Origin of the sequence: Parabacteroides provencensis (genome assembly GCF_900232875.1) — a bacterium.
Taxonomy (GTDB): Bacteria; Bacteroidota; Bacteroidia; order Bacteroidales; family Tannerellaceae; genus Parabacteroides; species Parabacteroides chinchillae.
Genome location: NZ_LT960488.1, coordinates 1,003,229 through 1,025,000 on the forward strand (window position 1 = coordinate 1,003,229; position 21,772 = coordinate 1,025,000).

General features: G+C 43.7%; 17 protein-coding genes (1 of these 17 only partly in view). 11 read left to right on the forward strand and 6 right to left on the reverse strand.

The features are described 5' to 3' along the window. Positions 1-57 precede the first annotated feature (57 nt). From CTY47_RS04510 to CTY47_RS04535, 6 genes are all read left to right on the forward strand, one after another. Entirely contained in the window at positions 58-1,554 is a 1,497-nt protein-coding gene (locus CTY47_RS04510) for an acetyl-CoA hydrolase/transferase family protein (protein ID WP_099463603.1), read from the forward strand. Positions 1,555-1,694: 140 nt separating this feature from the next. Continuing rightward, entirely contained in the window at positions 1,695-2,885 is a 1,191-nt protein-coding gene (gene pstC, locus CTY47_RS04515; RefSeq protein ID WP_099463604.1) for a phosphate ABC transporter permease subunit PstC, read from the forward strand. A 5-nt stretch (positions 2,886-2,890) separates the two neighbouring features. After that, positions 2,891-3,778, forward strand: a complete 888-nt coding sequence (gene pstA / locus CTY47_RS04520) for a phosphate ABC transporter permease PstA (RefSeq protein ID WP_099463605.1) — start codon at positions 2,891-2,893, stop codon at positions 3,776-3,778. Between the two features lie 10 nt (positions 3,779-3,788). Further along, a complete protein-coding gene (gene pstB / locus CTY47_RS04525) occupies positions 3,789-4,541 on the forward strand; it encodes a phosphate ABC transporter ATP-binding protein PstB (protein ID WP_099463606.1) in 753 nt (250 codons plus the stop codon). 65 nt (positions 4,542-4,606) lie between these two features. After that, positions 4,607-5,293 (forward strand): phosphate signaling complex protein PhoU, encoded by a 687-nt coding sequence (gene phoU / locus CTY47_RS04530; protein WP_099463607.1) that lies wholly within the window; start codon positions 4,607-4,609, stop codon positions 5,291-5,293. Positions 5,294-5,489: 196 nt separating this feature from the next. Next, positions 5,490-6,686: a porin gene (locus tag CTY47_RS04535; RefSeq protein WP_099463608.1), complete on the forward strand. Its 1,197-nt coding sequence runs from the start codon at positions 5,490-5,492 to the stop codon at positions 6,684-6,686. On the opposite strand, the gene CTY47_RS04540 is transcribed toward CTY47_RS04535, so the two are convergent. Together CTY47_RS04540 and CTY47_RS04545 are read right to left on the reverse strand one after the other, a co-directional pair. Next, positions 6,683-9,127: a glycoside hydrolase family 95 protein gene (locus CTY47_RS04540; RefSeq protein WP_099463609.1), complete on the reverse strand. Its 2,445-nt coding sequence runs from the start codon at positions 9,125-9,127 to the stop codon at positions 6,683-6,685. The two genes, CTY47_RS04535 and CTY47_RS04540, sit on opposite strands and share 4 nt — an antisense overlap. Positions 9,128-9,155: 28 nt before the next feature. Next, a complete protein-coding gene (locus CTY47_RS04545) occupies positions 9,156-11,003 on the reverse strand; it encodes an ABC transporter ATP-binding protein (RefSeq protein WP_099463610.1) in 1,848 nt (615 codons plus the stop codon). A 140-nt stretch (positions 11,004-11,143) separates the two neighbouring features. Here CTY47_RS04545 and CTY47_RS04550 point away from each other — a divergent pair, with 140 nt between their 5' ends. The 5 genes from CTY47_RS04550 to CTY47_RS04575 all read left to right on the forward strand — a co-directional run bounded on the left by CTY47_RS04550 (position 11,144) and on the right by CTY47_RS04575 (position 18,096). Beyond that, a complete protein-coding gene (locus tag CTY47_RS04550; RefSeq protein ID WP_158228503.1) occupies positions 11,144-11,602 on the forward strand; it encodes a radical SAM-associated putative lipoprotein in 459 nt (152 codons plus the stop codon). Between the two features lie 21 nt (positions 11,603-11,623). After that, positions 11,624-12,457, forward strand: a complete 834-nt coding sequence (locus CTY47_RS04555; protein WP_099463612.1) for a radical SAM-associated putative lipoprotein — start codon at positions 11,624-11,626, stop codon at positions 12,455-12,457. A gap of 7 nt (positions 12,458-12,464) precedes the next feature. Continuing rightward, positions 12,465-13,535, forward strand: a complete 1,071-nt coding sequence (locus tag CTY47_RS04560; protein WP_099463613.1) for a TIGR04133 family radical SAM/SPASM protein — start codon at positions 12,465-12,467, stop codon at positions 13,533-13,535. A 17-nt stretch (positions 13,536-13,552) separates the two neighbouring features. Continuing rightward, a complete protein-coding gene (locus tag CTY47_RS04565) occupies positions 13,553-15,337 on the forward strand; it encodes a DUF4091 domain-containing protein (protein ID WP_099463614.1) in 1,785 nt (594 codons plus the stop codon). A 614-nt stretch (positions 15,338-15,951) separates the two neighbouring features. Continuing rightward, positions 15,952-18,096 (forward strand): Lcl C-terminal domain-containing protein, encoded by a 2,145-nt coding sequence (locus CTY47_RS04575; protein WP_099463616.1) that lies wholly within the window; start codon positions 15,952-15,954, stop codon positions 18,094-18,096. A gap of 215 nt (positions 18,097-18,311) precedes the next feature. Here the strand turns inward: CTY47_RS04575 and der are convergent, their stop codons facing one another. The 4 genes from der to rpmF all read right to left on the reverse strand — a co-directional run. Beyond that, positions 18,312-19,625 carry a ribosome biogenesis GTPase Der gene (gene der / locus CTY47_RS04580; RefSeq protein WP_099463617.1) on the reverse strand — a complete coding sequence of 438 codons (1,314 nt, stop codon included), beginning with the start codon at positions 19,623-19,625 and terminating at the stop codon, positions 18,312-18,314. Positions 19,626-19,638: 13 nt separating this feature from the next. Then, positions 19,639-20,529, reverse strand: coding sequence for a GTPase Era (gene era / locus CTY47_RS04585; protein WP_099464075.1), 891 nt, complete (start codon positions 20,527-20,529; stop codon positions 19,639-19,641). Beyond that, complete coding sequence (locus CTY47_RS04590; protein WP_099463618.1) at positions 20,513-21,517, reverse strand: beta-ketoacyl-ACP synthase III; 1,005 nt, start codon at positions 21,515-21,517, stop codon at positions 20,513-20,515. Before CTY47_RS04590 ends, era begins: the two co-directional genes overlap by 17 nt. Before the next feature lie 114 nt (positions 21,518-21,631). Continuing rightward, on the reverse strand, positions 21,632-21,772 hold the 3' portion of the coding sequence (rpmF, locus tag CTY47_RS04595) for a 50S ribosomal protein L32 (protein WP_099463619.1). The gene runs 45 nt beyond the window's last position; 141 of the gene's 186 nt are visible here — the last part of the coding sequence; the start codon falls outside the window, past its right edge; it ends in the stop codon at positions 21,632-21,634.

Below are 21,772 nucleotides of genomic sequence, written 5' to 3' on the forward strand. Positions count from 1 at the left end.
AATTTTGTGTCCGGATTTTAAACCGAAAGATTCACTACAAAATAAAAACAAATTATCATGGCATTAAAATTTATCACAGCTGAAGAAGCTGCTGCATTTGTTCATCACGATGATAATGTAGGCTTCAGCGGTTTTACACCAGCCGGCTGCCCGAAAGTCGTTCCAGGTGCTATCGCTAAAAAAGCTGCAGAAGAACACGCAAAAGGCAACCCTTTCCAAATCGGAATGTTTACAGGAGCCTCAACAGGAGACAAGCTTGACGGACAACTGGCACGTGCAAACGCAATCAAATTCCGTACTCCTTACCAGTCAAACAAAGACTTGCGCAACCTTCTAAACTCACACGGTGCCCAATACTTTGATATGCACTTATCGGAATTGGCACAAAACATGCGTTATGGCTTCCTGGGAAAAGTAAACGTTGCCATTGTTGAAGCTGCAGATGTAACAGAAAACGGCGAAATCGTTCCCACTTGTGGTGTTGGTATTTTACCTACTATCTGCCGCATGGCCGACCGCATCATTGTAGAATTAAACAGCCGTCATCCAAAAGAAATTCGCGGTATGCACGACATCTACGAACCGGCAGATCCTCCTTATCGTCGTGAAATCCCTATTTATACTCCATCCGACCGTATCGGTAGTGATTGTGTAAAGGTTGATCCGGCTAAGATTGTCGGGGTTGTTAAAACAGACGAACCGAACGAAGGCGGCGCTTTCGCTCCGCTGGATGATGTTACAATGGCTATTGGCAAGAATGTTGCCAACTTCTTAGTAAGTGAAATTAAAGCGGGACGTTTACCAAAAGAATTTGTCCCCCTCCAGAGCGGCGTAGGAAATGTTGCCAATGCAGTATTAGGCTGTATGGGGGAAAACAAAGATATTCCGGCATTCAACGTATATACCGAAGTTATCCAGGATGCTGTTATCAGCCTGATGAAACAAGGTCGCGTTAAGTTTGCCAGCGGTTGTTCTTTGTCTGTAAGCAACGAAGTGATCCGCGAAATTTATGCCAACCTGGATTTCTTCAAAGACAAACTATTGCTTCGCCCACAAGAGATATCAAACAATCCGGAAGTTGCCCGCCGCTTAGGCCTAATTGCTATCAACACGGCTCTGGAAGCGGATATTTTCGGAAATATCAACTCTACACACGTATCAGGCACCAAGATGATGAATGGTATCGGTGGCTCGGGAGACTTTACCCGTTCGGCCATGTTATCCATTTTCACAACACCTTCTACAGCAAAAGAAGGCAAGATCAGTGCATTTGTACCTATGGTTTCCCACCTCGATCACAGCGAACATTCTGTAAAGATCATCATCACAGAATACGGTGTAGCCGACTTGCGTGGCAAATCGCCAATCCAACGTGCAAATTGTATTATCGACAATTGTGTTCATCCGGATTACAAGCCATTATTGAAAGAGTATCTGGCAATGGGAATAAAAGGGCATACGCCTCAAAACCTGAAATGCTGTTTTGCTTTCCACGAAGAACTGGCAGCAAGCGGAGACATGCACAATGTAGATTGGAGTAAATATAATAAATAAGGACTCAACACAGACGGGTGCAGTTTTACGCCCGTCTGTGTAATCTGAATGTAACATTCTTGAAATACATCTTTCAAACCCATTTAATACCGTCTTAACATCCGTATCGTTCCTTTGCGCTAGAATAAAGAGCAAAGAATGTGAGAAAGTTTATAGAAAAACTAGTTGAAGGAGGATTACTGATAAGCGGCAGCATAAGCAGCCTCGCTATTTTACTTATAATTGTCTTCCTTTTCAAAGAAGCCGGGGGATTATTCAATAGCCCGGTCGTAGAAGAAGGTTATGTGCTTGCCCTTAATAAAGACAATCCTGTAAAGCATTTATCGCCGGAAAAGATCATGGACGTTTTCGATGCCGAAATAACCAATTGGAAAGAATTGGGCGGTAAAGATGAAGATATTCTTGTATTCCGCTTCTCCGACCTTACCAACTACTATCCGGAAGAAGAACTTGGCGATGAATTCCAATACGTTCCTGATAAAATAAGCGAACTGGTCAATAAAGAACCCGGCATTATTGCATTCTTCCCCCAACAATATCTGGCTAAAGACTTTCAAGGCACAGTAATCTCGGGTGACAAAATTACACCTGCCGATTTCTTTGCCGGAACCGAATGGTATCCTACCTCAACCCCTGCGCCGATTTTCGGATTGATTCCGCTTTTGCTCGGTACATTATTAGTCAGTATCGGAGCTATTATAATAGCCCTTCCTTTCGGACTGGCCGTTGCCATTTACCTGGCCGAGATAGCCAATATCAAGACACGTTCTTTCCTGAAACCGGTAATTGAATTGCTTGCAGGCATTCCCTCGGTTGTATATGGTTTCTTCGGACTGGTAGTCATCGTGCCTCTCATACAAAAAACATTAGACCTGCCCGTAGGAGAAACCGCCTTTGCCGGTAGCGTGGTATTAGCAATCATGGCATTACCTACCATTATCACTGTAGCAGAAGATGCCATGCGTACCACTCCACGGGCTATGAAAGAAGCAAGTCTGGCTCTGGGGGCAACTCAATGGCAGACTATTTATAAGGTAATCATACCTTACTCCATATCCGGTATTACTTCGGCCGTAGTATTAGGTATAGGACGCGCGATAGGCGAAACAATGGCCGTATTGATGGTAACAGGAAATGCGGCTATCATTCCAACCTCATTCTTTGAGCCGGTACGTACCATTCCCGCTACAATTGCAGCAGAGTTAGGAGAAGCTCCGGCAGGAGGCGCCCATTACGAAGCCCTTTTCTTACTGGGAGCCGTGTTGTTTATCATCACACTGGTACTAAGTGTTACCGTAGAATATATCTCATCAAAACGTAAAATCAAATAAAAGATATGACACCTATACAGCATTTGGGAAATATAGACCGCAAGAAACGTTTGTCGCAAAAGACAGCTTTCGGTTTCTTCACCTTCCTCAGTTATTCGGTAGTTGCGATTTTGTTTGTGATTCTTGGCTTCATCATTATTAAAGGAGCCAGTGTTATCAGTTGGGATTTCCTCACTACCGCACCGGAAGAAGGCATGACAGCCGGAGGAATCTACCCCGCCATTGTAGGTACACTCTATCTGGTATTAGGCAGCAGCCTTATCAGTTTCCCTATTGGCATTATGAGTGGTATCTATATGAACGAATATGCAACCAACGGCAAGATCGTACGTTTTATCCGCATTATGACAAATAACCTGAGCGGTGTGCCTTCGGTAGTATTCGGCTTGTTTGGCATGGCATTGTTTGTGAACACGCTGGGGTGGGGTGACTCCATTATAGCCGGTTCATTCACATTGGCGTTGATGTCTCTGCCGCTCATTATCCGCACCACGGAGGAAGCTCTTAAAAGCATTGACGATTCCTTCCGTCACGGAAGCCTGGCTCTGGGAGCAACCAAATTACAGACAATCCGCCGTGTGGTTCTTCCTATGGCTTTCCCTAATATCATCACCGGGCTGATACTCTCGATCGGACGTGTGTCGGGCGAAACGGCTCCTATCCTTTTCACGGTAGCTGCTTACTTCCTGCCCCATCTTCCCAAGAGTATATTCGACCAGTGTATGGCTTTGCCCTACCATTTGTATGTGATCTCAACCAGCGGAACCGATATCGAAGCTTCGCGCGGAATGGCATACGGAACGGCTTTGGTACTGATTGCAATTGTATTGGTTGTAAACCTGCTGGCAAATGCCTTACGCAACTATTTTGCCAAGAAAGTAAAAATGAATTAAGAACAAGATTATGATAAAGATTGATGCTCAAAACGTAGACTTTTATTATGGCGACTTTCATGCACTGAAACATATCTCGATGCAGATTGAAGCACACACATCGGTTGCCTTTATCGGCCCGTCGGGTTGCGGCAAGTCTACCTTCCTCCGCCTGTTTAACCGGATGAACGATTTGATACCCGATACGCACCTTACCGGAAATGTTTTCATAGACGGGCGGAACATCTACGATAAGAGTGAAAAGGTAGACCAACTGCGAAAAAACGTAGGTATGGTATTCCAGAAACCCAACCCTTTCCCAAAGACTATTTATGAAAACGTGGCATACGGTCTTCGTGTAAATGGCATCAATGATGAATCGTACATCGAGGAAACTGTTGTGAAGACCATCAAACAGGTAGCCCTTTGGGATGAAGTAAAAGATAAACTGCGCGAATCGGCATTCGCACTCTCGGGAGGCCAGCAACAGCGCCTTTGTATTGCGCGTGCCCTGGCCATTTCGCCATCCATTCTGCTGATGGACGAACCGACTTCGGCACTCGACCCTATTTCGACCGGCAAGATTGAAGACCTGATACATGAATTGAAAGAGCAATACACCATCGTAATTGTTACCCACAACATGCAACAGGCAGCCCGTGTGAGCGATAAAACCGGCTACTTCTACCTGGGGGAATTAATCGAGTATGGCGATACGCGTAAAATATTCACCAATCCGGAAAAGGAATCGACACAGAACTATATAACCGGACGTTTCGGGTAACCGGCGGCTGAGGAGTCTGAGGAGTTTAGCAGTCAGAGAGTAGTTAAGTAATAATTAAATGGGATATGAAAGTAATAGAACATGAAATAGTATCATTAAAGAATAGCGTCAGCGAAATGTGGAGCCTTGTGCATCAACAGATTTACAATGCAGGCGAAGCCATGCTGACCGGCGACAAAGAACTGGCCTACAAAGTAATCAGCCGCGAACGCCGCGTAAATGCCTTCGAACTGAAGATAGACAGCGATTGCGAAGACATCATTGCCCTTTATGCACCGGTAGCTATAGATCTACGTTTTGTGCTTGCCATGTACAAGATCAATACAAACCTGGAGCGCCTGGGCGACTTTGCCGAAAGCATTGCCCGCTTTACCTGCAACCTGCCCGAGAGTGAGCCTATCGATCCGCAACTTATCAAAGAGACACGCGTACAAGAAATGCTCGACCAACTTCTCGAGATGATCTCCCTGGCACAAGAAGCATTCGACAAGGAAAGCTCCGAAATCGCTTCACGCATCTTCATAAAAGATAACCTGATAGACGAAATCAACCACCATTCCACTACAACCATTGCCAAATATATCGAACAACATCCCGGCAGTGCATTGGCAGGACTATATATGGCCGGCGTCATCCGCAAAATGGAACGCTTCGGAGACCATTGTACAAACATTGCCGAAGAACTCATCTTCTATCTGGATGCAAAGGTGATGAAACACATGGGAAAGACAGAGAAAGAGACCGAAAAATAGTCGCACCGCAAAGCAGAAACAAGACTATTTTTGGTGGGACACTGTCACGCGGTAAGGTGGGACACTGCCACGCGGTAAGGTGAGACACTGCCACGCGGTAAGGTGAGACACTGTCACCTTATAAGCAGGAAGAGTTCCCACATTATTTAGTACCTTTGCCCCCGTAAACAAAACAAGAAAACAAGGTAAAGGTACAATGATACGACTATCCGCCCTTCTTCTCCCGGTCCTTTTAGCAGGCATGGGAGTAATGCCGGCAAAGGCACAAGCTCCAATTCCGGAAAGAGATTCCACAACTGTTTCCCTTTTCGAGTATGCGACGAAAATACCAAAACGCAACAACGCATTCAACCTCGACCTTGAAATGCACGCCGGGTTCAATGCAGACTTCTTGTCCGGCAAGCCGGACGAAGCCGCTTTCGGCATGAAAGATATTAAAGTGGATATAAGCGGCGAGGTAAACGACCGTCTTTTTTACTGGTACCGCCAGAAGTTAAACGCCGGATATGAAAACCAACCACTCGAAAACCTGAGCGAATCTATCGAATATGCATTAATCGGTTACAAGCTATCCGATAAGTTCACGTTGATAGCCGGCAAGCAGGAAATATTCTTCGGAGGCTACGAATACGACGAAAACCCTTTACTGATTTATGAATACAGCGACATAAACGAATACCTGCCTTGCTACTTTACGGGCTTGAGCCTGGGGTACGAAGCCAGCCGGTCGCAAGAAATCAGGCTGCAGGTAACCAATAGCCGCCTGGGATCAATGGAAGACGACTTTGGCCGCCTGCCCGACGGAATAAAGAAACCGAAAGCCCCCTTGTATTATACATTGAACTGGAACAGCAGTTATCTGGATGAACTAATCAACCTCCGCTATTCCGTTTCGGCAGCCCAGCAGGCACAAGGCAAATACATGTACAACTTCTTTGCCGGGCAGAATATAGATGCAGAGCCTTTCTATGCCTACTTTGACGTAATGTATTCACGTGGAGCACTAGATCCCTTAGGATTAATTACGGAGCTGACGCCAACAGATGAAGAAGATGAAATCCCCATAAGAGCTAAGAACTGCGACTATCTCTCACTGGTAGCCGAAGTACAATACCGTCTCCATCCGAAGTGGAAGCTATTTGCCAAGGGGATGTATGAAACAGGTTCGGTCTACAAATCCAGCGAAGGGCTTGAAAAAGGGAAATACCGTACCGCATGGGGGTATCAGGGAGGAATCGAGTTTTATCCGATGGCAGACGACAACCTGCATATTTTCCTTACCGCAACAGGACGGGCTTACAATCTGACGGAAAAAGCAAAGGCGCTTAGTGCCTCTCCCGAAAACACCGCACGCCTTTCTATAGGTTTTATTTACCGCCTGCCTCTGTATTAAAAGGCCAAGAGCAAATTATCACCTGCCTGCAAATCGACAGACAGCATGCCATCGACAACAGGAAGCGAAACCGCTTTTTGATTCTTCTTTATGCTCAGGTTTGACGAATCGGCAGGCAGCTTAATACGGAATATTCCTGCAACATCGGCTTTCAGGCTTGCTTCTGCCAACCGGTTCTCAACCCATCTAGCCGAAACTTCACCGCCACCGAGTACTTTCAGACCTTTAAAGCTGCCATTCTTCCAGACAGACGGCAAAGCCGGGAGCAATTCTATATAGCCGTTTTGGCTCTGTACCAGCATTTCTGCAATTCCGGCACAACCACCCAGATTACCATCGATCTGAAAAGGAGGATGGGCACAGAACAAATTAGGATACGTACCTCCGCCATTCACCATATTGGTTCCCTGGTCTACACAAGGATGAAGCAAATCGCCCAGCAGTTTATAAGCATGATCGCCATCATGCAGCCGCGCCCAGAAATTGATCTTCCACGCCATCGACCAGCCGGTGCTTTGGTCGCCCCGGGCAACCAAACTCTTACGGGCGGCTTCCGCCAGTTGCGGAGTCTTTGTTACTGAAATCTCATTGGCCGGATATAGCCCGTAAAGGTGGGAAACATGACGGTGGTGCGGTTCCGATTCTTCATAAGGTTCGAGCCATTCCATGATACGACCGTCGGCACCAATCGTCGTCGGCATCAGCCGGGCACGCTTTTCGGCCAGTTCCTGTACGAATGCAGTATCTATGTTCAAGATTGTTGCAGCATCCATTGTATTGGTAAACAACTCACGCAATATCTGATTGTCCATTGTAGAACCGGCACAAACGCTTACGACGTTTCCATTCGGTAACTTATAGCCATTCTCCGGAGAAGTAGTAGGGGCGGTTACCAGATATTTGGAACGCGGGTCTTGCACCAGCATATCGACAAAGAAAAGAGCCGCTCCCTTCATTACAGGATAAACTTCACGCAGATAGGCGGTATCTTTCGTATAGAGATAATGTGTATATAAATGCTCGCACAACCAGGCTGCAGAAGTATTCGTAGCTCCCCAGGAAGGATGTTCGCCCGGTGCGGTAAACTCCCAGAGATTGCCTAAAATATGTGTCACCCAACCACGGGCATTGTAAAAAGACTTTGCCGTACGTTCGCCGCTGGCAACCTGCTGTTTTGTCCATTCTATCAAGGGAAGGTGCAACTCTGACAAATTCGTCACTTCAGCCGGCCAGTGATTCATCTGAAAGTTTATGTTTAAATGATAATCGCCGTTCCAGGGAGTATCTATCGTATTAGCCCATAGCCCCTGCAAATTAGGAGGCAAAGAGCCGGGACGCGTAGATGATATCAGCAAATAACGCCCGAACTGGAAATACAAAGCGGCAAGTGCCGTATCCTTCGTCTTGCCCGAATCTGCGGCAAATGCCTGCAAACGTTCGTTCATTGGCAGTTTCTCATTCACAGAATTACCCAAATCCAACTCCACACGTTCGAACAATTTACGGTAAGAAGCCAAATGTTCCTTCTTCAATAACGGATAGTCTTTCTTTTCTGCATTTGCCAACAAAGTCGATATCTGGTTCCGATAGCCTTTATCAAAATAGTCGGTTGCCATACTTACCAGAATAATCGCTTCCGACGCATTCTGCACTGTTACTGTAGAATCTCCCGCCACAATCCGGCCACCTTTAGGTAAAACAACTCTGGCGCGTGATTCATATTGTGTTCCACGCATGACGGCAGTATCTATTCCGTCCGGCAACTGGCCACGCATAACCAGATCATTGCCTTCCGTTGAAACACTATAATCTTCGGGGCGCGACATAGCCAGTGTAAAATTCAATGCCTTATCAACGTCTGCAACCAAATGAACAACCCCTATATCTCCGGCAAAAGAAGTAAAAGCTTCGCGCAAATAATTGACACCGCCCCGTTGAAACGAAACGGAAGCTATCGCATCGTTCAAATTCAATTCTCTCCTATAAACCGAAACTGTATCATTATTTGCATAGCTATAATTCAAATAAAGATTCCCAAGTAACTGGTAAGTTCCGTAAGGAGAGTCAGCACCTTTACCATAATTACTTCCCGTACCTTTACAAACAAATGATTTGTACATCAATTCTTGCGCATCATCATTCCGGCCTTCAAACAACGCCTTACGAATACCGGCCAAAGACGAATATGCATCCGGGTTATCCGTATCTTGCTTACTTCCGGACCACATCGAAATCTCATTCAATATAATATTCTCCTTATCTATCCCGCCATCCGGCATCATACCTAACCGGCCATTGCCCAACGGAAAAGTTTCTTCCCATATACAGGCCGGTTGATCAAAATGATAAGACAAAGATTTATTCTTGCTTACCTCGGGAAGCCGGTCGCAAGACAAAAGCAGAAAGATTGTGATCAATGCCAGGAAGTAGTTTGTTTTCATGCGTTTTTATTTTAAGTTGGATTTTAAGTTAGAAGCTTTGCATATCACACAGGCGCTTATAATAACCATCCAGTTCCAAAAGTTCTTCGTGTCGTCCACGTTCCACAATCTGTCCTTCATGCATCACACAAATTTCGTCTGCATTGCGTATTGTCGAGAGACGGTGGGCTATGACAATAGTAGTACGGTTTTTCATCAGTTTTTCCAAAGCATCCTGCACCAGACGTTCAGATTCAGTGTCTAAAGCTGAAGTAGCTTCATCCAGGATCAATATAGAAGGATTTTTCAATATGGCACGGGCAATACTGATACGCTGACGCTGGCCTCCCGACAATTTGCCTCCCCGGTCGCCAATATTCGTATCATATCCATTCTCGCTTGCCATAATGAAATCGTGTGCATTGGCAATCCTGGCAGCCTCTTCCACCTGTGCCAGAGTGGCATTGGCAACACCAAAAGCAATATTATTGAAGAAAGTATCATTAAAAAGAATAGCTTCTTGATTTACATTTCCCATCAAAGCTCTCAAATCATATAATGTGGCTTCACGTATATCTACACCGTCAATCTCAATACCTCCTTTGTTTACATCATAAAAGCGAGGCAACAGATCTACCAATGTGCTTTTACCCGAACCGGACTGCCCAACTAAGGCAACCGTCTTTCCTTTCGCTATTGTCAGATCAATGCCTTTTAGTACCCATTCATTCTGGTATTTGAACCAAACATCATTATAAGAAATACGCTCATTCAGTTTTATAGGTTTCGGATTTTCAGGATCATGGATATCTGTCTCAGCTTTGAGGATCTTATCCACGCGTTCCATAGAGGCCAATCCTTTTTGTATAGAATAAACAGATTTGCTCAAATCCTTGGCTGGGTTTATAATACTGTAAAATATAACCAGATAATAAATAAAAGTAGGCGCATCTATCGGACTATTGGCACTCAATATCAATGTACCTCCATACCATAAAACAATAGCAATTGTTACAGTACCCAAAAACTCACTCATCGGATGTGCCATTTGCTGGCGACGATATATTTTATTGGTAGTACGGCGAAAGATATCATTGCTTTTCTCGAAACGTTCCTGAATTTTCTTTTCAGCATTAAAAGCCTTTATGATACGAAGTCCGCTCAATGTTTCCTCTATCTGGCTCATCAAAAATCCCCATTGCTGTTGGCCTTCCAACGACTTCCGTTTCAGCTTTTTACCTACCAGCCCCATCACATAGCCGGCTAACGGAAGCAATATCAGTACAAATAAAGTAAGCTGCCAGCTAATCATAACCATACCGACAAGGTATATCAGAATCAGGATCGGATTCTTAAACAACATATCAAGCGAACTCATTATAGAGGCTTCTATCTCGTTTACATCACCTGACACACGGGAGATAATATCCCCCTTGCGTTCTTCCGAAAAGAAACCTAAAGGCAATTGGGTAATTTTCCGGTTTATCTGGTTACGTATATCACGAACTACCCCCGTACGAATGGGAATCATGGTATAGAACGCCAGACACATTGTTGCCACTTTGAAGAAAGTCATCAAAATTAGAAAAAGCCCGAGGATAACCAACGCAAATGACCCTCCATGCACTTCTATAATATCAGAAACAAACCAAAAGAAATTATTCTTCAATATTTCCGGCATTGCTTTCCACGATTCCAGAGACGCTGGATTAAATGTCCATTCCATGTATGCATAGGTATCTTTGTTGATCTTAAAAAGAATCTGCAAGATCGGAATAATCAGAGCAAAAGAAAACAAATTCAAAATAGCAGATAAGAAGTTGAACAGGATATTCATTACCATAAACTTCTTGTAAGGAGGCACAAAACGCCTTAATACGCGCAGAAAATCTCTCATAAAATTTAAACTGGATAATTGAGGGCGCAAGTTACGTATTTTAAGGGATAAAAATATCAGAAAAAAAGAAGATTTGTATGCAGTATTTAATCTACATTTGTATTTATCATTATATACTAATTATAATGAAAGGAGAAATTATGAAAAATTTCCAACACACATGGCTGGTAAAAATCGGTAATTTGCTAGCTTTGTTGTTAACATTAATGGGGATTAACTCTTGTAACAACAACGTAGTAGAATATGGAGCACCCTATGCTCACTTCCAAATAAAAGGAAAAGTCATGGACAGTAAAGGTAAACCGGTATCAGGAATAAGAGTCGATTGCACAATCAACTATCCCTACGGAGAAGGAAGTTACACTGATACATTAGCCACTGGATTAACTAACGAATCGGGAAAATTTGACACAAATTTCAGTTATGAATCCATCTCCAGCCTTACTGTAATTGCTACCGATATAGATGGCATAAACAATGGTTCTTTTGAGAAAGATTCCGTAGATATGAAAATAACAAATGATGACTACAAAGGCAGTAAGGGCTGGTTTGAAGGCACTGTTACAAAAGACATCACGATTACAATGAAAGAGAAATAGACATCTTAAAAACACGACAACATGAAAAATCTATCCTATATCATATTAAAGACGTTCAATAGCATATTAATCGGACTCCTTACAATACTCGGATTCTCTTGCTCTAATGAGGATGATCAGAATATTATAATTTGCGAATACGGAAGCCCTTATGCTCATTTCTACATCAAAGGAAAAGTAACAGATGAACAAAATAATCCTGTATCTAATGCCCAGATTTTGGTAAAATCTCCTGATACGAACCATGAATGGCTACAGTGTGATACTCTTTATACAGACCAACAAGGTGCGTTTGAACTGAAAAAAAGTGATTTTCCGGTCAGCAAATACCGTTTTATCACTTCTGCTGAAGAAGGCAAAGAACGCCTTCTTGCTAATGATACAACACTGGTATCATTCAGCCGCGAAGATTTCAAAGACGGAGAACGCTGGTTTGAAGGGAATGTCGAGAAAGATATAAAAATAACACTGAAAAAATATGTTGACACACATACTTCACCGTATACTTTATATACAGTTTATGGCAGAGTAACAGACAAGGACGGATACCCACTAGCCGGTATATTGATTACAAGCTTGCCGTCATACACATTCAATAATCCGGATGATCCGTATTCATACCCTGCCATAACCGACTACAACGGTAATTATAGTCTCACATACGACAAAGCAACTGCTACAGAACATACGATCTATGCATCTTTATATATGGGTTGGTGGAATTGGGAAGCCCATTACGGTGATTCGGTTACCATCAATTTTGCAGATATTCCATTATCGGGAGGTAAAGATTTACTGATAGGGAAAGGAAAAAAAGAACTTAATTTTGTACTTAGAGACAAAGCTTATAAATAATAATAAAATGGATAAACGTCCCGGATTTCGAAAACGTATAGCACTGGAATTATTCAGAAGTTTAAAGCGGAACCGAGCAAAACTACACGAATTGCGTACACTTTTTTGGGAGTGTACGCTTCGTTGTAATGTAGCTTGCCGGCACTGCGGAAGTGATTGCCATGTATCAGCAAAGCAAGCTGATATGCCGGTAAAAGATTTTTTAAAAGTAATAGACGACATCACCCTCTATGTAGAGCCAAACAAAGTACTTGTTATCTTTACCGGAGGAGAAGCACTCGTCCGCAAAGATATAGAAGAATGCGGACTGGAACTATACCGGCGTGGATACCCCTGGGGAATTGTTTCCAACGGACTGCTACTTACCCGTAAACGGTTGAATTCGTTACTGGCTTCCGGCCTCCATTCTATTACAATCAGCCTGGACGGTTTTGAGGAAGCTCACAATTGGCTGCGCCAACATCCGAAAAGTTTTGAAAACGCGCTGAATGCCATATGTATGTTAGCCGAAGAAAAAGATATTGTCTGGGACGTAGTGACCTGCGTGAACCAGCACAATTTTAAAGACCTGAAATTATTTAAAGACTTCTTAGTTGAAATCGGTGTGAAAAATTGGCGTATATTTACAGTCTTTCCTGTAGGAAGAGCAGCCAATATACCGGAATTACAGTTAAGCAACGAACAATTTTCATGGGTACTTAACTTTATCCGCTACTGCCGCCAGGAAGGAAAGATACATACAAGCTACGGATGCGAAGGTTTCTTAGGAAACTATGAAGCCGAAGTACGGGATCATTTATTCCAATGTTCGGCAGGTATCAACACCGCATCTGTATTAGCCGACGGTTCCATATCAGGATGTCCGAGTATAAGAGCCAATTATCACCAGGGCAATATCTACAAAGATAAATTTATAGATGTATGGAATAACAAGTTCAAGCCTTACAGAGACCGTAAATGGGCAAAGCAAGGCGAATGCGCAGACTGCAATATGTTTCGTTATTGCGAAGGAAACGGAATGCATCTGCATGATGACGACGGAAAGCTATTAGTTTGTCACTATAAAAGAATAATATAAATTTAAACATTCCGCACATGAAAAACTTAATGATCCTTTGTGCCATGCTGACGCTCAGCAGTTCCATAGCGGCGCAAAACAACCAGTTTCCTACTACTACCGATTTCACGGAGTTAACAGACACAAAGCCTCATGACAACGAAGCTGTTTGGAATAAACTACCGGCTACTCTCCAATTTAGCTGGGGGAATACAAACGTTCGTTATCCCAAATTAAGCATCCCCGATGTAACAAAAAGCACCCGTTGGCAAACAGATGCGTGGAAAGGTGAAAGAATAAATGCGCAAGCTGTTCTGTGGACAAAAACAAACATTGAAGACGTAACAGTAAACGTCAGCGATCTGAAAAACGGTTCAACTGTAATTCCTTCATCAGCCATCACTACAAATTTTGTACGTTATGTAATGACTGATGAATTGAATAAAGACCGTAAAGGAGCTTGCGGCGGACGTGCTAACAAAGCAGAATGGGACTCATCCATTGTTGCGGATATGTTGGATATAATAAAAGTACGTGATATAAAAGCCCGCACTACACAGCCTGTCTGGGTCAATATATGGGTGCCTCAGGATGCAAAAGCAGGAAAATACAAAGGGACCCTTACTGTTTCCGGGAAAGATATTGCTCCCGTAAATCTGCAGATTGAAGTTAACGTATTAAACCGCACTCTGCCTGCCCCTAAAGACTGGGCCTTTCATCTCGACCTGTGGCAAAACCCTTATGCGGTAGCCCGTTTCTATAATGTACCGTTGTGGAGCAAAGAGCATTTCGATGCTATGCGTCCGGTAATGAAGATGCTGGCTGATGCAGGACAAAAAATCATCACCACCTCTATCATGCACAAGCCATGGGCAGGACAAACCGAAGACCATTTTGACAGCATGGTTTTCCGTATGAAAAACCTGGACGGCAGCTGGACTTTCGATTATACAATATTCGACAAGTGGGTGGAATATATGATGAACGAAATCGGCATCGACCAGCAGATCAACTGCTATACAATGATCCCGTGGGCACTTAAATTCGACTATTTCGATCAGGCAACCAACCGTATTCAATTTGTAGAGGCCAAACCTGGCGAGGCCGATTATGAAGATTACTGGGGCAGTTTCCTGAAAGACTTCTCACGCCACCTACGCCAGAAAGGCTGGTTTGATAAAACAACTATCGCTATGGACGAACGCGGGCTGGAAGCTATGCAGGAAGCCATCAAAGTTATTCGTAACGCAGACCCCGAATTCAAAATATCTTTAGCCGGCAACTATCATAAAGAAATAGAACCGGAACTGTACGATTACTNGACGATTACTGCCCTGGATAAAAAAAAAAATTTCCCCGCCGATATAAAAGCAGCCCGCGAAAAAGCAGGAAAAATCAGTACAGTTTATACCTGTTGTGCCGAACCGTTCCCCAACACCTTTACGTTTTCGGCACCAGCCGAAGCAACCTGGATTGGCTGGCACGCTATGGCAGGCAATTATGACGGTTACCTTCGCTGGGCTTATAACAGCTGGACAGCCGATCCGTTACGCGATTCACGCTTCCGTACCTGGGCTGCCGGAGATTGCTACATTGTTTATCCCGAACGTAGCAGCATTCGTATGGAACATCTTATCGAAGGCATCCAGGATTACGAAAAGATCCGTATTTTACGCGAAGAGCTAGCCGCTAAAAATAATAAAAGCAAACTGGACAAACTCAACAAACTGGTTTCACAGTTTACTCCGGAAGGTCTTGCCGAAACACAGAAAGACCCCACAGCAATGGTTGAAGAAGCCCGAAAAGAATTGAATAAGTTCTAAAGCCCATATTTATGGCACGCAGATGACACAAACAGACGCAGATTTATTTTTTAATACATAATAATCTGCGTCTGTTCGCGTCATCCGTGCTCCCTCCGAATACAATTTTTTCCCATTCATTTTTCCTTACCGCACAAGAAATCCCTATCTTTGCCCCCGCAACATCTCATAAACAAGATGAAATACATTCCTTGTATAAGACATATATCTGCGGAACATGTATGTTCCGCAGTCCTTCTTCATGAAGAAGGAAATTTTGCAAAAAAAACGTAACCTTTCCTCCTCCTTTTTCCCGGTAAAACTCAATCAAAACATAGCAGGCTGCCCTTGCAGCCTGCCGAAAACGTGTGTCCGTACCGCACGGAAAACCTTCGTACACCTACAAAAGTATTACCGACGCACCGGCGAAACCTCCGTACACCTACAAAACCATTACCGGAGTAGCTGCGGCCATTTTGTAGGCCTACAAAACCATTACAGACGCACCGGCAGCCATTTTGTACCCCTACAAAACCCTTGCCGGAGCTCCGGTGATACCTCCGTAGGCCTACAGAGGCTCTACAGAACGGATTTCTCAATTTTCAACCTAATATTAACTCTCTAAATTCAAAGTTATGGAACAAACAAAAGCGATCAAAACCCGCTACCTCGCGGCCGGTTTCCTGATAATGCTGGCAATGCTGCCTGCATTGACCGCCTGCAACGACGACGACGGACTAGAAAAAGACAAAACCACAGGGCACACCCTGACGCTTACGCTCAAAACCGACGTAGAAGCCATACCGGAGACGAGAGCGCTGATCCGCGAAGCAGCCCCGGGAAGCGAAGCCGCCCAAGCAGGCTTCAGCTACGAACTGGTATCGAGTGATGCGGACAGCGTTGCTGTTTCCAGTCCGATGACCAAAGCGCCAACAACGCTGAAAAACGTCTACGCCCTCCTCTTTAAGAGCGACGGAACGTTCAACGGCAGAGCCAACATCGGAACCATGACGGCAAACACAAACAAAATAGTAACCTTTACAAACGTAGCTGATCCGGCAGCAACAAGTTGCCGACTGGTGATTGTAGCAAACGACAATGCGGCAACAAACAACTACGCCAGCACGGGAGGAACAGGAAGCTTTGCGAACTTCACAGGAAACTATGCAAACTTTCAAACACTGGTGATGACGAACAATATAGCCGCAGACGCGGACGTACCCTACGCGGGAACAGCAACGGTGAATTTATTTGCCGGTGGAGTAAACGCAACAACATCCGTACAGCTCTACCGCACACTGGCGAAAGTAACGGTAGTGAATCAAACCTTCTCCATACCCTATACCTCACAAGGCGGAGGAACCATACCGCGCACAGGAATCCAACTCGTAAACGCAGGCAAAAAGTGCTTCGGAACAAAAAACAACTACGACGGAACAGGAAACAACACAAACACCGCAGGAGTGGAGAACTCCACCTCCGTAAATGCTAACACCGTAACCTGGTATGTAGGAGAAAACGTACAATCCGGCTACTCGGCCACTACCGCCACCGAAAGAAACAGGCTGAAAGCACCCGATGCTGCAAGGGTAACGCTGACGGGAAGCAAAACCCTGGCAACAGACGATGCCTACACATGCCACTTCGACGTCTTTATGGGCAAAAGCGGCAGTGTGGGAGACTTCTCACTACGCCGACACACCAACTACACGTTGACGGTAAACATCAACAATTCACTTGAATTTATTAGAAGCTATGTAACAAATAGTAGTGGCAATCTATATTATAAGAATGATGATCCCCGGATATGGCACAGCGTGGCTTCTGTGTGGGTACCGGTTAATCAAGCGTTGGCTACGACTTACAAGGCTAGACTGGATGCCCAGGAGTATACCCTTACGAATTATCCACCTTTTAATTACGATGGTGGTACAGTTACGGGTACTCTTGGTTCCGATTATATGGGCGTTTCTTCTACCGCTACTGTAAATATGCCTTATTCTTTCGAAGTCGAGAAAACAGAACGTGGCAGTGTTATTTCTAATTATCAGGCTGCTATTGACTATTGTAAAGGATTAGGTACAGGTTGGCGTGTTCCTACAATAATAGAGTTAAAAGGAATGCATGAAAATAGCTCAGCCCTCCAAAGCGCTGGTTGCGCTGCGTTCATCAACTTTTGGTACTGGAGTAGTTCGGTCTACAATGGTGATGCCAACATTCGTTGCATATTGGACTTCAGCAATGGCAATTTCACTGGCGCCAACCTAAGCGACTACGGCAACTATGTCCGCTGTGTGCGGGATAACTTGCCACCAAATAAGGTCACTATCAACCAGGCTGTAGCCGATGCTTATAAGGCGGAACAGTCTGACCTTACTAATTGGCCTCCATTCAATTATGACTATGGTACAGTTACGGGTACTCTAGGCTCTGATTATAAGGGTAAATCTTCTAATGCTACTATAAGTACTCCTTATTCTATCGAGGTGTCTAAAACTCAGCCAGCAGGTACTCATATATATAATACTGCTGCTGCAAAGAATCAATGTCCTTCCGAATGGCGTCTTCCTACCCAGATTGAGTTATTTGCTATATATCAGAATAAGGCTAAGTTAGAAGCTATATCAGGCTTCGCTGCGTTCATCAGCGATAACTACTGGAGTAGTTCGGTCTACAATGGTAGTGCCAGTGGCCGCTGCCAGTTACACTTAGGCAATGGCAGTTCCACTGGCACCGGCACGAGCAACAACAACTATGTTCGCTGTGTCCGAGATATCTGATTGGCAGATAGAATATGGCTTTAGCCTGGTTTCAATTGCCGTCGGTTTTAACCGACGGAGGCTGTAGATTCCCCTCTTTCAAGGGCTTTAGCCCAACCAGAAAGAAATTTGGCTAAAGCCATATCGAAGAAAAGCGATCAAACTCTTTTCTATAAACAAACAGAGCCGCTCCAAACTAATTGAAGCGGCTCTGTTTCTATCTTAACCATGTGTTCTTATTTCTCGCGAATAAATATATTGATCGGCGTACCGGTAAAGTCCCAGTTTTCACGTATCTTATTTTCCAGAAAACGTTTATACGGTTCTTTAATCCATTGCGGCAAATTACAGAAGAATACAAACGATGGTATACTTCCTGCAGGCAACTGGGTAATATATTTAATTTTGATGTACTTTCCTTTCCATGCCGGAGGCGGGTAGTTCTCGATGATAGGCAACATAACTTCATTCAACTTGGCTGTCGAAATACGTTTCTTACGATTATCATATACCTCTTTGGCTGTTTCCAGTACCTTTAAAATACGTTGCTTGGTAAGAGCTGAAATAAACAAAATAGGAAAGTCGGTAAACGGCGCCAGACGTTCACGGATTGCATTGGTATATGAGGTAATTACCTTCTGGCTCTTATCTTCCACCAAATCCCACTTATTTACACAGACAACCAAACCTTTCTTATTTTTCTGTACCAAAGAAAAGATATTCATATCCTGGCTTTCGATACCACGGGTTGCATCCAGCATCAAAATACATACATCCGAATTTTCAATAGCACGGATAGAACGGATCACAGAATAATATTCCAGATCTTCGTTTACTTTTCCCTTTTTACGGATTCCGGCCGTATCGACCAGATAAAAGTTCAAACCGAATTTATTATACTTAGTATAAATAGAATCCCTGGTTGTTCCGGCTATATCAGTCACGATATGGCGGTCTTCTCCGATAAAAGCATTTATAAGTGACGATTTTCCGGCATTCGGGCGTCCTATTACGGCAAGACGGGGTAAATCTTCTTCTAAAACATCAGGGGTATCCTGAGGCAAAGAAGCAATAATCTTGTCCAGTAAATCTCCGGTACCGGATCCGTTGATAGCAGAAATACAGTAAGGGTCACCTAATCCGAAAGAATAAAATTCGGCAGCCGCCGCATGCATTTCAAAGTTATCAGCCTTGTTTGATACAACAATAACAGGCTTTTTACAACGACGAAGTATTTCTGCAACTTCCACATCCAAGTCTGTGATACCATTTAATACATCTACCACAAACAAGATAAGGTCTGCTTCTTCAATTGCAATGCCTACCTGTTTATTTATTTCTTCTTCAAAAACATCTTCCGAATTAACTACCCATCCGCCCGTGTCAACAAGCGAAAACTCTCTACCTCCCCACTCCACTTTACCGTATTGACGGTCGCGGGTTGTACCTGCTTCCTCGTTTACAATGGCTTGTCGTGTGCCTATTAAACGATTAAACAGAGTGGACTTACCTACGTTGGGCCTACCAACTATTGCTACTATATTTCCCATAATCAAAATTTTCCTAGTCTAACTGATAACCAAAATTCTTCAATATGTTATCACGGTTACGCCAGTCTTTCTCTACCTTAACAAACATTTCCAGGAAAACTTTCTTCCCAAAGAAGCGTTCGATATCCTTCCGGGCCATAGCTCCTACTTTTTTCAATGCTTGTCCTTTATGCCCTATGATAATTCCCTTCTGGGAATCACGCTCCACAATGATAAGAGCTTTGATATGGATCATTTCATCATCTTCTTTAAACAGCTCCACTACGACTTCCACCGAATAAGGAATCTCTTTCTGATAATAAAGAAGTATCTTCTCACGAATAATCTCCGTTACAAAGAAACGGGCAGGCTTATCGGTCAGCGCGTCTTTTTCAAAATAAGGGGGAGACTCGGGCATCAAATCCTCCACCCGTTGTTTCACGTAATCTATATTAAAATTCGAAAGCGCAGATATAGGTATAATCTCGGCTTTCGGAAGCAATTCCTTCCAGCGGGCAACCAGTTTTTCCAGGTCTGCCTGATTTGTCTGGTCTATCTTATTTATCAATAAAAGAACAGGACAATCCACTTTCTGAACCTTCAGAAGGAATTCTTCATTCTTATCTACTGTTTCAATAACGTCTGTCACATACAACAGAACATCGGCATCTCCCAACGCCGATTCGGAAAAATTAAGCATAGACTCCTGCAACTTATAATTCGGATGCAGAACTCCCGGGGTGTCTGAATAGACAATTTGCATATCCTCGGTATTCACAATTCCCATGATACGGTGGCGCGTAGTCTGCGCTTTCGACGTAATAATAGAAATACGTTCGCCCACAAGCCGGTTCATTAAAGTTGACTTACCGACATTCGGGTTACCGACAATATTCACAAATCCGGATTTATGCTTTCTTTCCATCATATCCCCATTTTAAATAAATAGCTCCCCAGGTAAAACCGGCTCCAAAAGCCGCAAGAATAAGGTTATCGCCTTTCTTTAACTGATCTTCCCATTCCCATAGGCAAATAGGGATTGTTCCGGCACTGGTATTACCATATTTCTGGATATTGATCATTACTTTGTCCATATCCACACCCAAACGTTTTGCCGTAGCATCAATGATACGCAAATTAGCCTGATGGGGTACAATCCAGGAAATATCGTCATGTGTCAGGTGATTGCGTTCTGCTATCTCTGCTGCAACATCAGCCATATATGATACGGCATACTTAAATACAACCTTGCCATCCTGATAAACAAAATGCTCCCGGTTATCCACCGTCTCATGAGAAGGAGGATAAGCCGAACCACCCGATTTCATAATCAGATGAGGATATCCAACTCCGTCTGTACGAAGAATCGTATCCATCACCCCTATTTCTTCTGTTGTAGGTTCCAGTAAAACAGCACCACATGCATCTCCAAACAGAGGGCAAGTAGTACGGTCCTGATAATTGGTTATTGACGTCATTTTATCTCCGGCAATTACAATCACTTTCGAATAACGTCCTGAACGTATATAATTAGCTCCTGTTTCTAGAGCATATAAAAATCCGGCACAAGCTCCTTGCAAATCAAATGTCATAGCATTCTTACAACCTGTATGGTAAGCTATGATAGAAGAAGTTGTAGGGAAATGATGATCCGGCGTAGTAGTAGCCGTTAAAATCACTTCGATTTCTTCCGGGTTTACATTTGTTTTTTCAAGCAATTGCTTCACAGCACCTATCCCCATATAAGAAGTACCTACCCCTTCTCCTTTTAATATGCGACGCTCTTTAATACCGACACGCGTCATTATCCATTCGTCATTTGTATCAACCATTCTGGAAATATCCTCATTTGTCAATACATCTTCCGGAACGAATCCTCCAACACCTGTTATTACTGCATTCATATTATCCATTATTTTCAAGCATAAAACAAAGACAACACGTCTTCTGATTAAAAAAAAGCCCTAAAAATACTTTTAGGGCTATTTCTTTAGTTTATCAAAAACCGCTCAAGTCCCGACAAACGTTTAAACGGCAGCTTCTTTTTCGATAGCTAACTTACCTCTGTAATAGCCGCATTCGCCGCATACAGTATGATAAAGATGCCATGCGCCACAGTTTGGGCAAATAGCCATTGTTGGGGTTACAGCCTTGTCGTGAGTTCTTCT

Bases quoted from the DNA above. Each gene is read 5' to 3' on its own strand.
- CTY47_RS04510 (WP_099463603.1), top strand. From the start codon at position 58: ATGGCATTAAAATTTATCACAGCTGAAGAAGCTGCTGCATTTGTTCAT.
- pstA (WP_099463605.1), top strand. From the start codon at position 2,891: ATGACACCTATACAGCATTTGGGAAATATAGACCGCAAGAAACGTTTG.
- pstB (WP_099463606.1), top strand. From the start codon at position 3,789: ATGATAAAGATTGATGCTCAAAACGTAGACTTTTATTATGGCGACTTT.
- phoU (WP_099463607.1), top strand. From the start codon at position 4,607: ATGAAAGTAATAGAACATGAAATAGTATCATTAAAGAATAGCGTCAGC.
- CTY47_RS04535 (WP_099463608.1), top strand. From the start codon at position 5,490: ATGATACGACTATCCGCCCTTCTTCTCCCGGTCCTTTTAGCAGGCATG.
- CTY47_RS04540 (WP_099463609.1), bottom strand. From the start codon at position 9,127: ATGAAAACAAACTACTTCCTGGCATTGATCACAATCTTTCTGCTTTTG.
- CTY47_RS04545 (WP_099463610.1), bottom strand. From the start codon at position 11,003: ATGAGAGATTTTCTGCGCGTATTAAGGCGTTTTGTGCCTCCTTACAAG.
- CTY47_RS04550 (WP_158228503.1), top strand. From the start codon at position 11,144: ATGAAAAATTTCCAACACACATGGCTGGTAAAAATCGGTAATTTGCTA.
- CTY47_RS04555 (WP_099463612.1), top strand. From the start codon at position 11,624: ATGAAAAATCTATCCTATATCATATTAAAGACGTTCAATAGCATATTA.
- CTY47_RS04560 (WP_099463613.1), top strand. From the start codon at position 12,465: ATGGATAAACGTCCCGGATTTCGAAAACGTATAGCACTGGAATTATTC.
- CTY47_RS04575 (WP_099463616.1), top strand. From the start codon at position 15,952: ATGGAACAAACAAAAGCGATCAAAACCCGCTACCTCGCGGCCGGTTTC.
- der (WP_099463617.1), bottom strand. From the start codon at position 19,625: ATGGGAAATATAGTAGCAATAGTTGGTAGGCCCAACGTAGGTAAGTCC.
- era (WP_099464075.1), bottom strand. From the start codon at position 20,529: ATGGAAAGAAAGCATAAATCCGGATTTGTGAATATTGTCGGTAACCCG.
- CTY47_RS04590 (WP_099463618.1), bottom strand. From the start codon at position 21,517: ATGGATAATATGAATGCAGTAATAACAGGTGTTGGAGGATTCGTTCCG.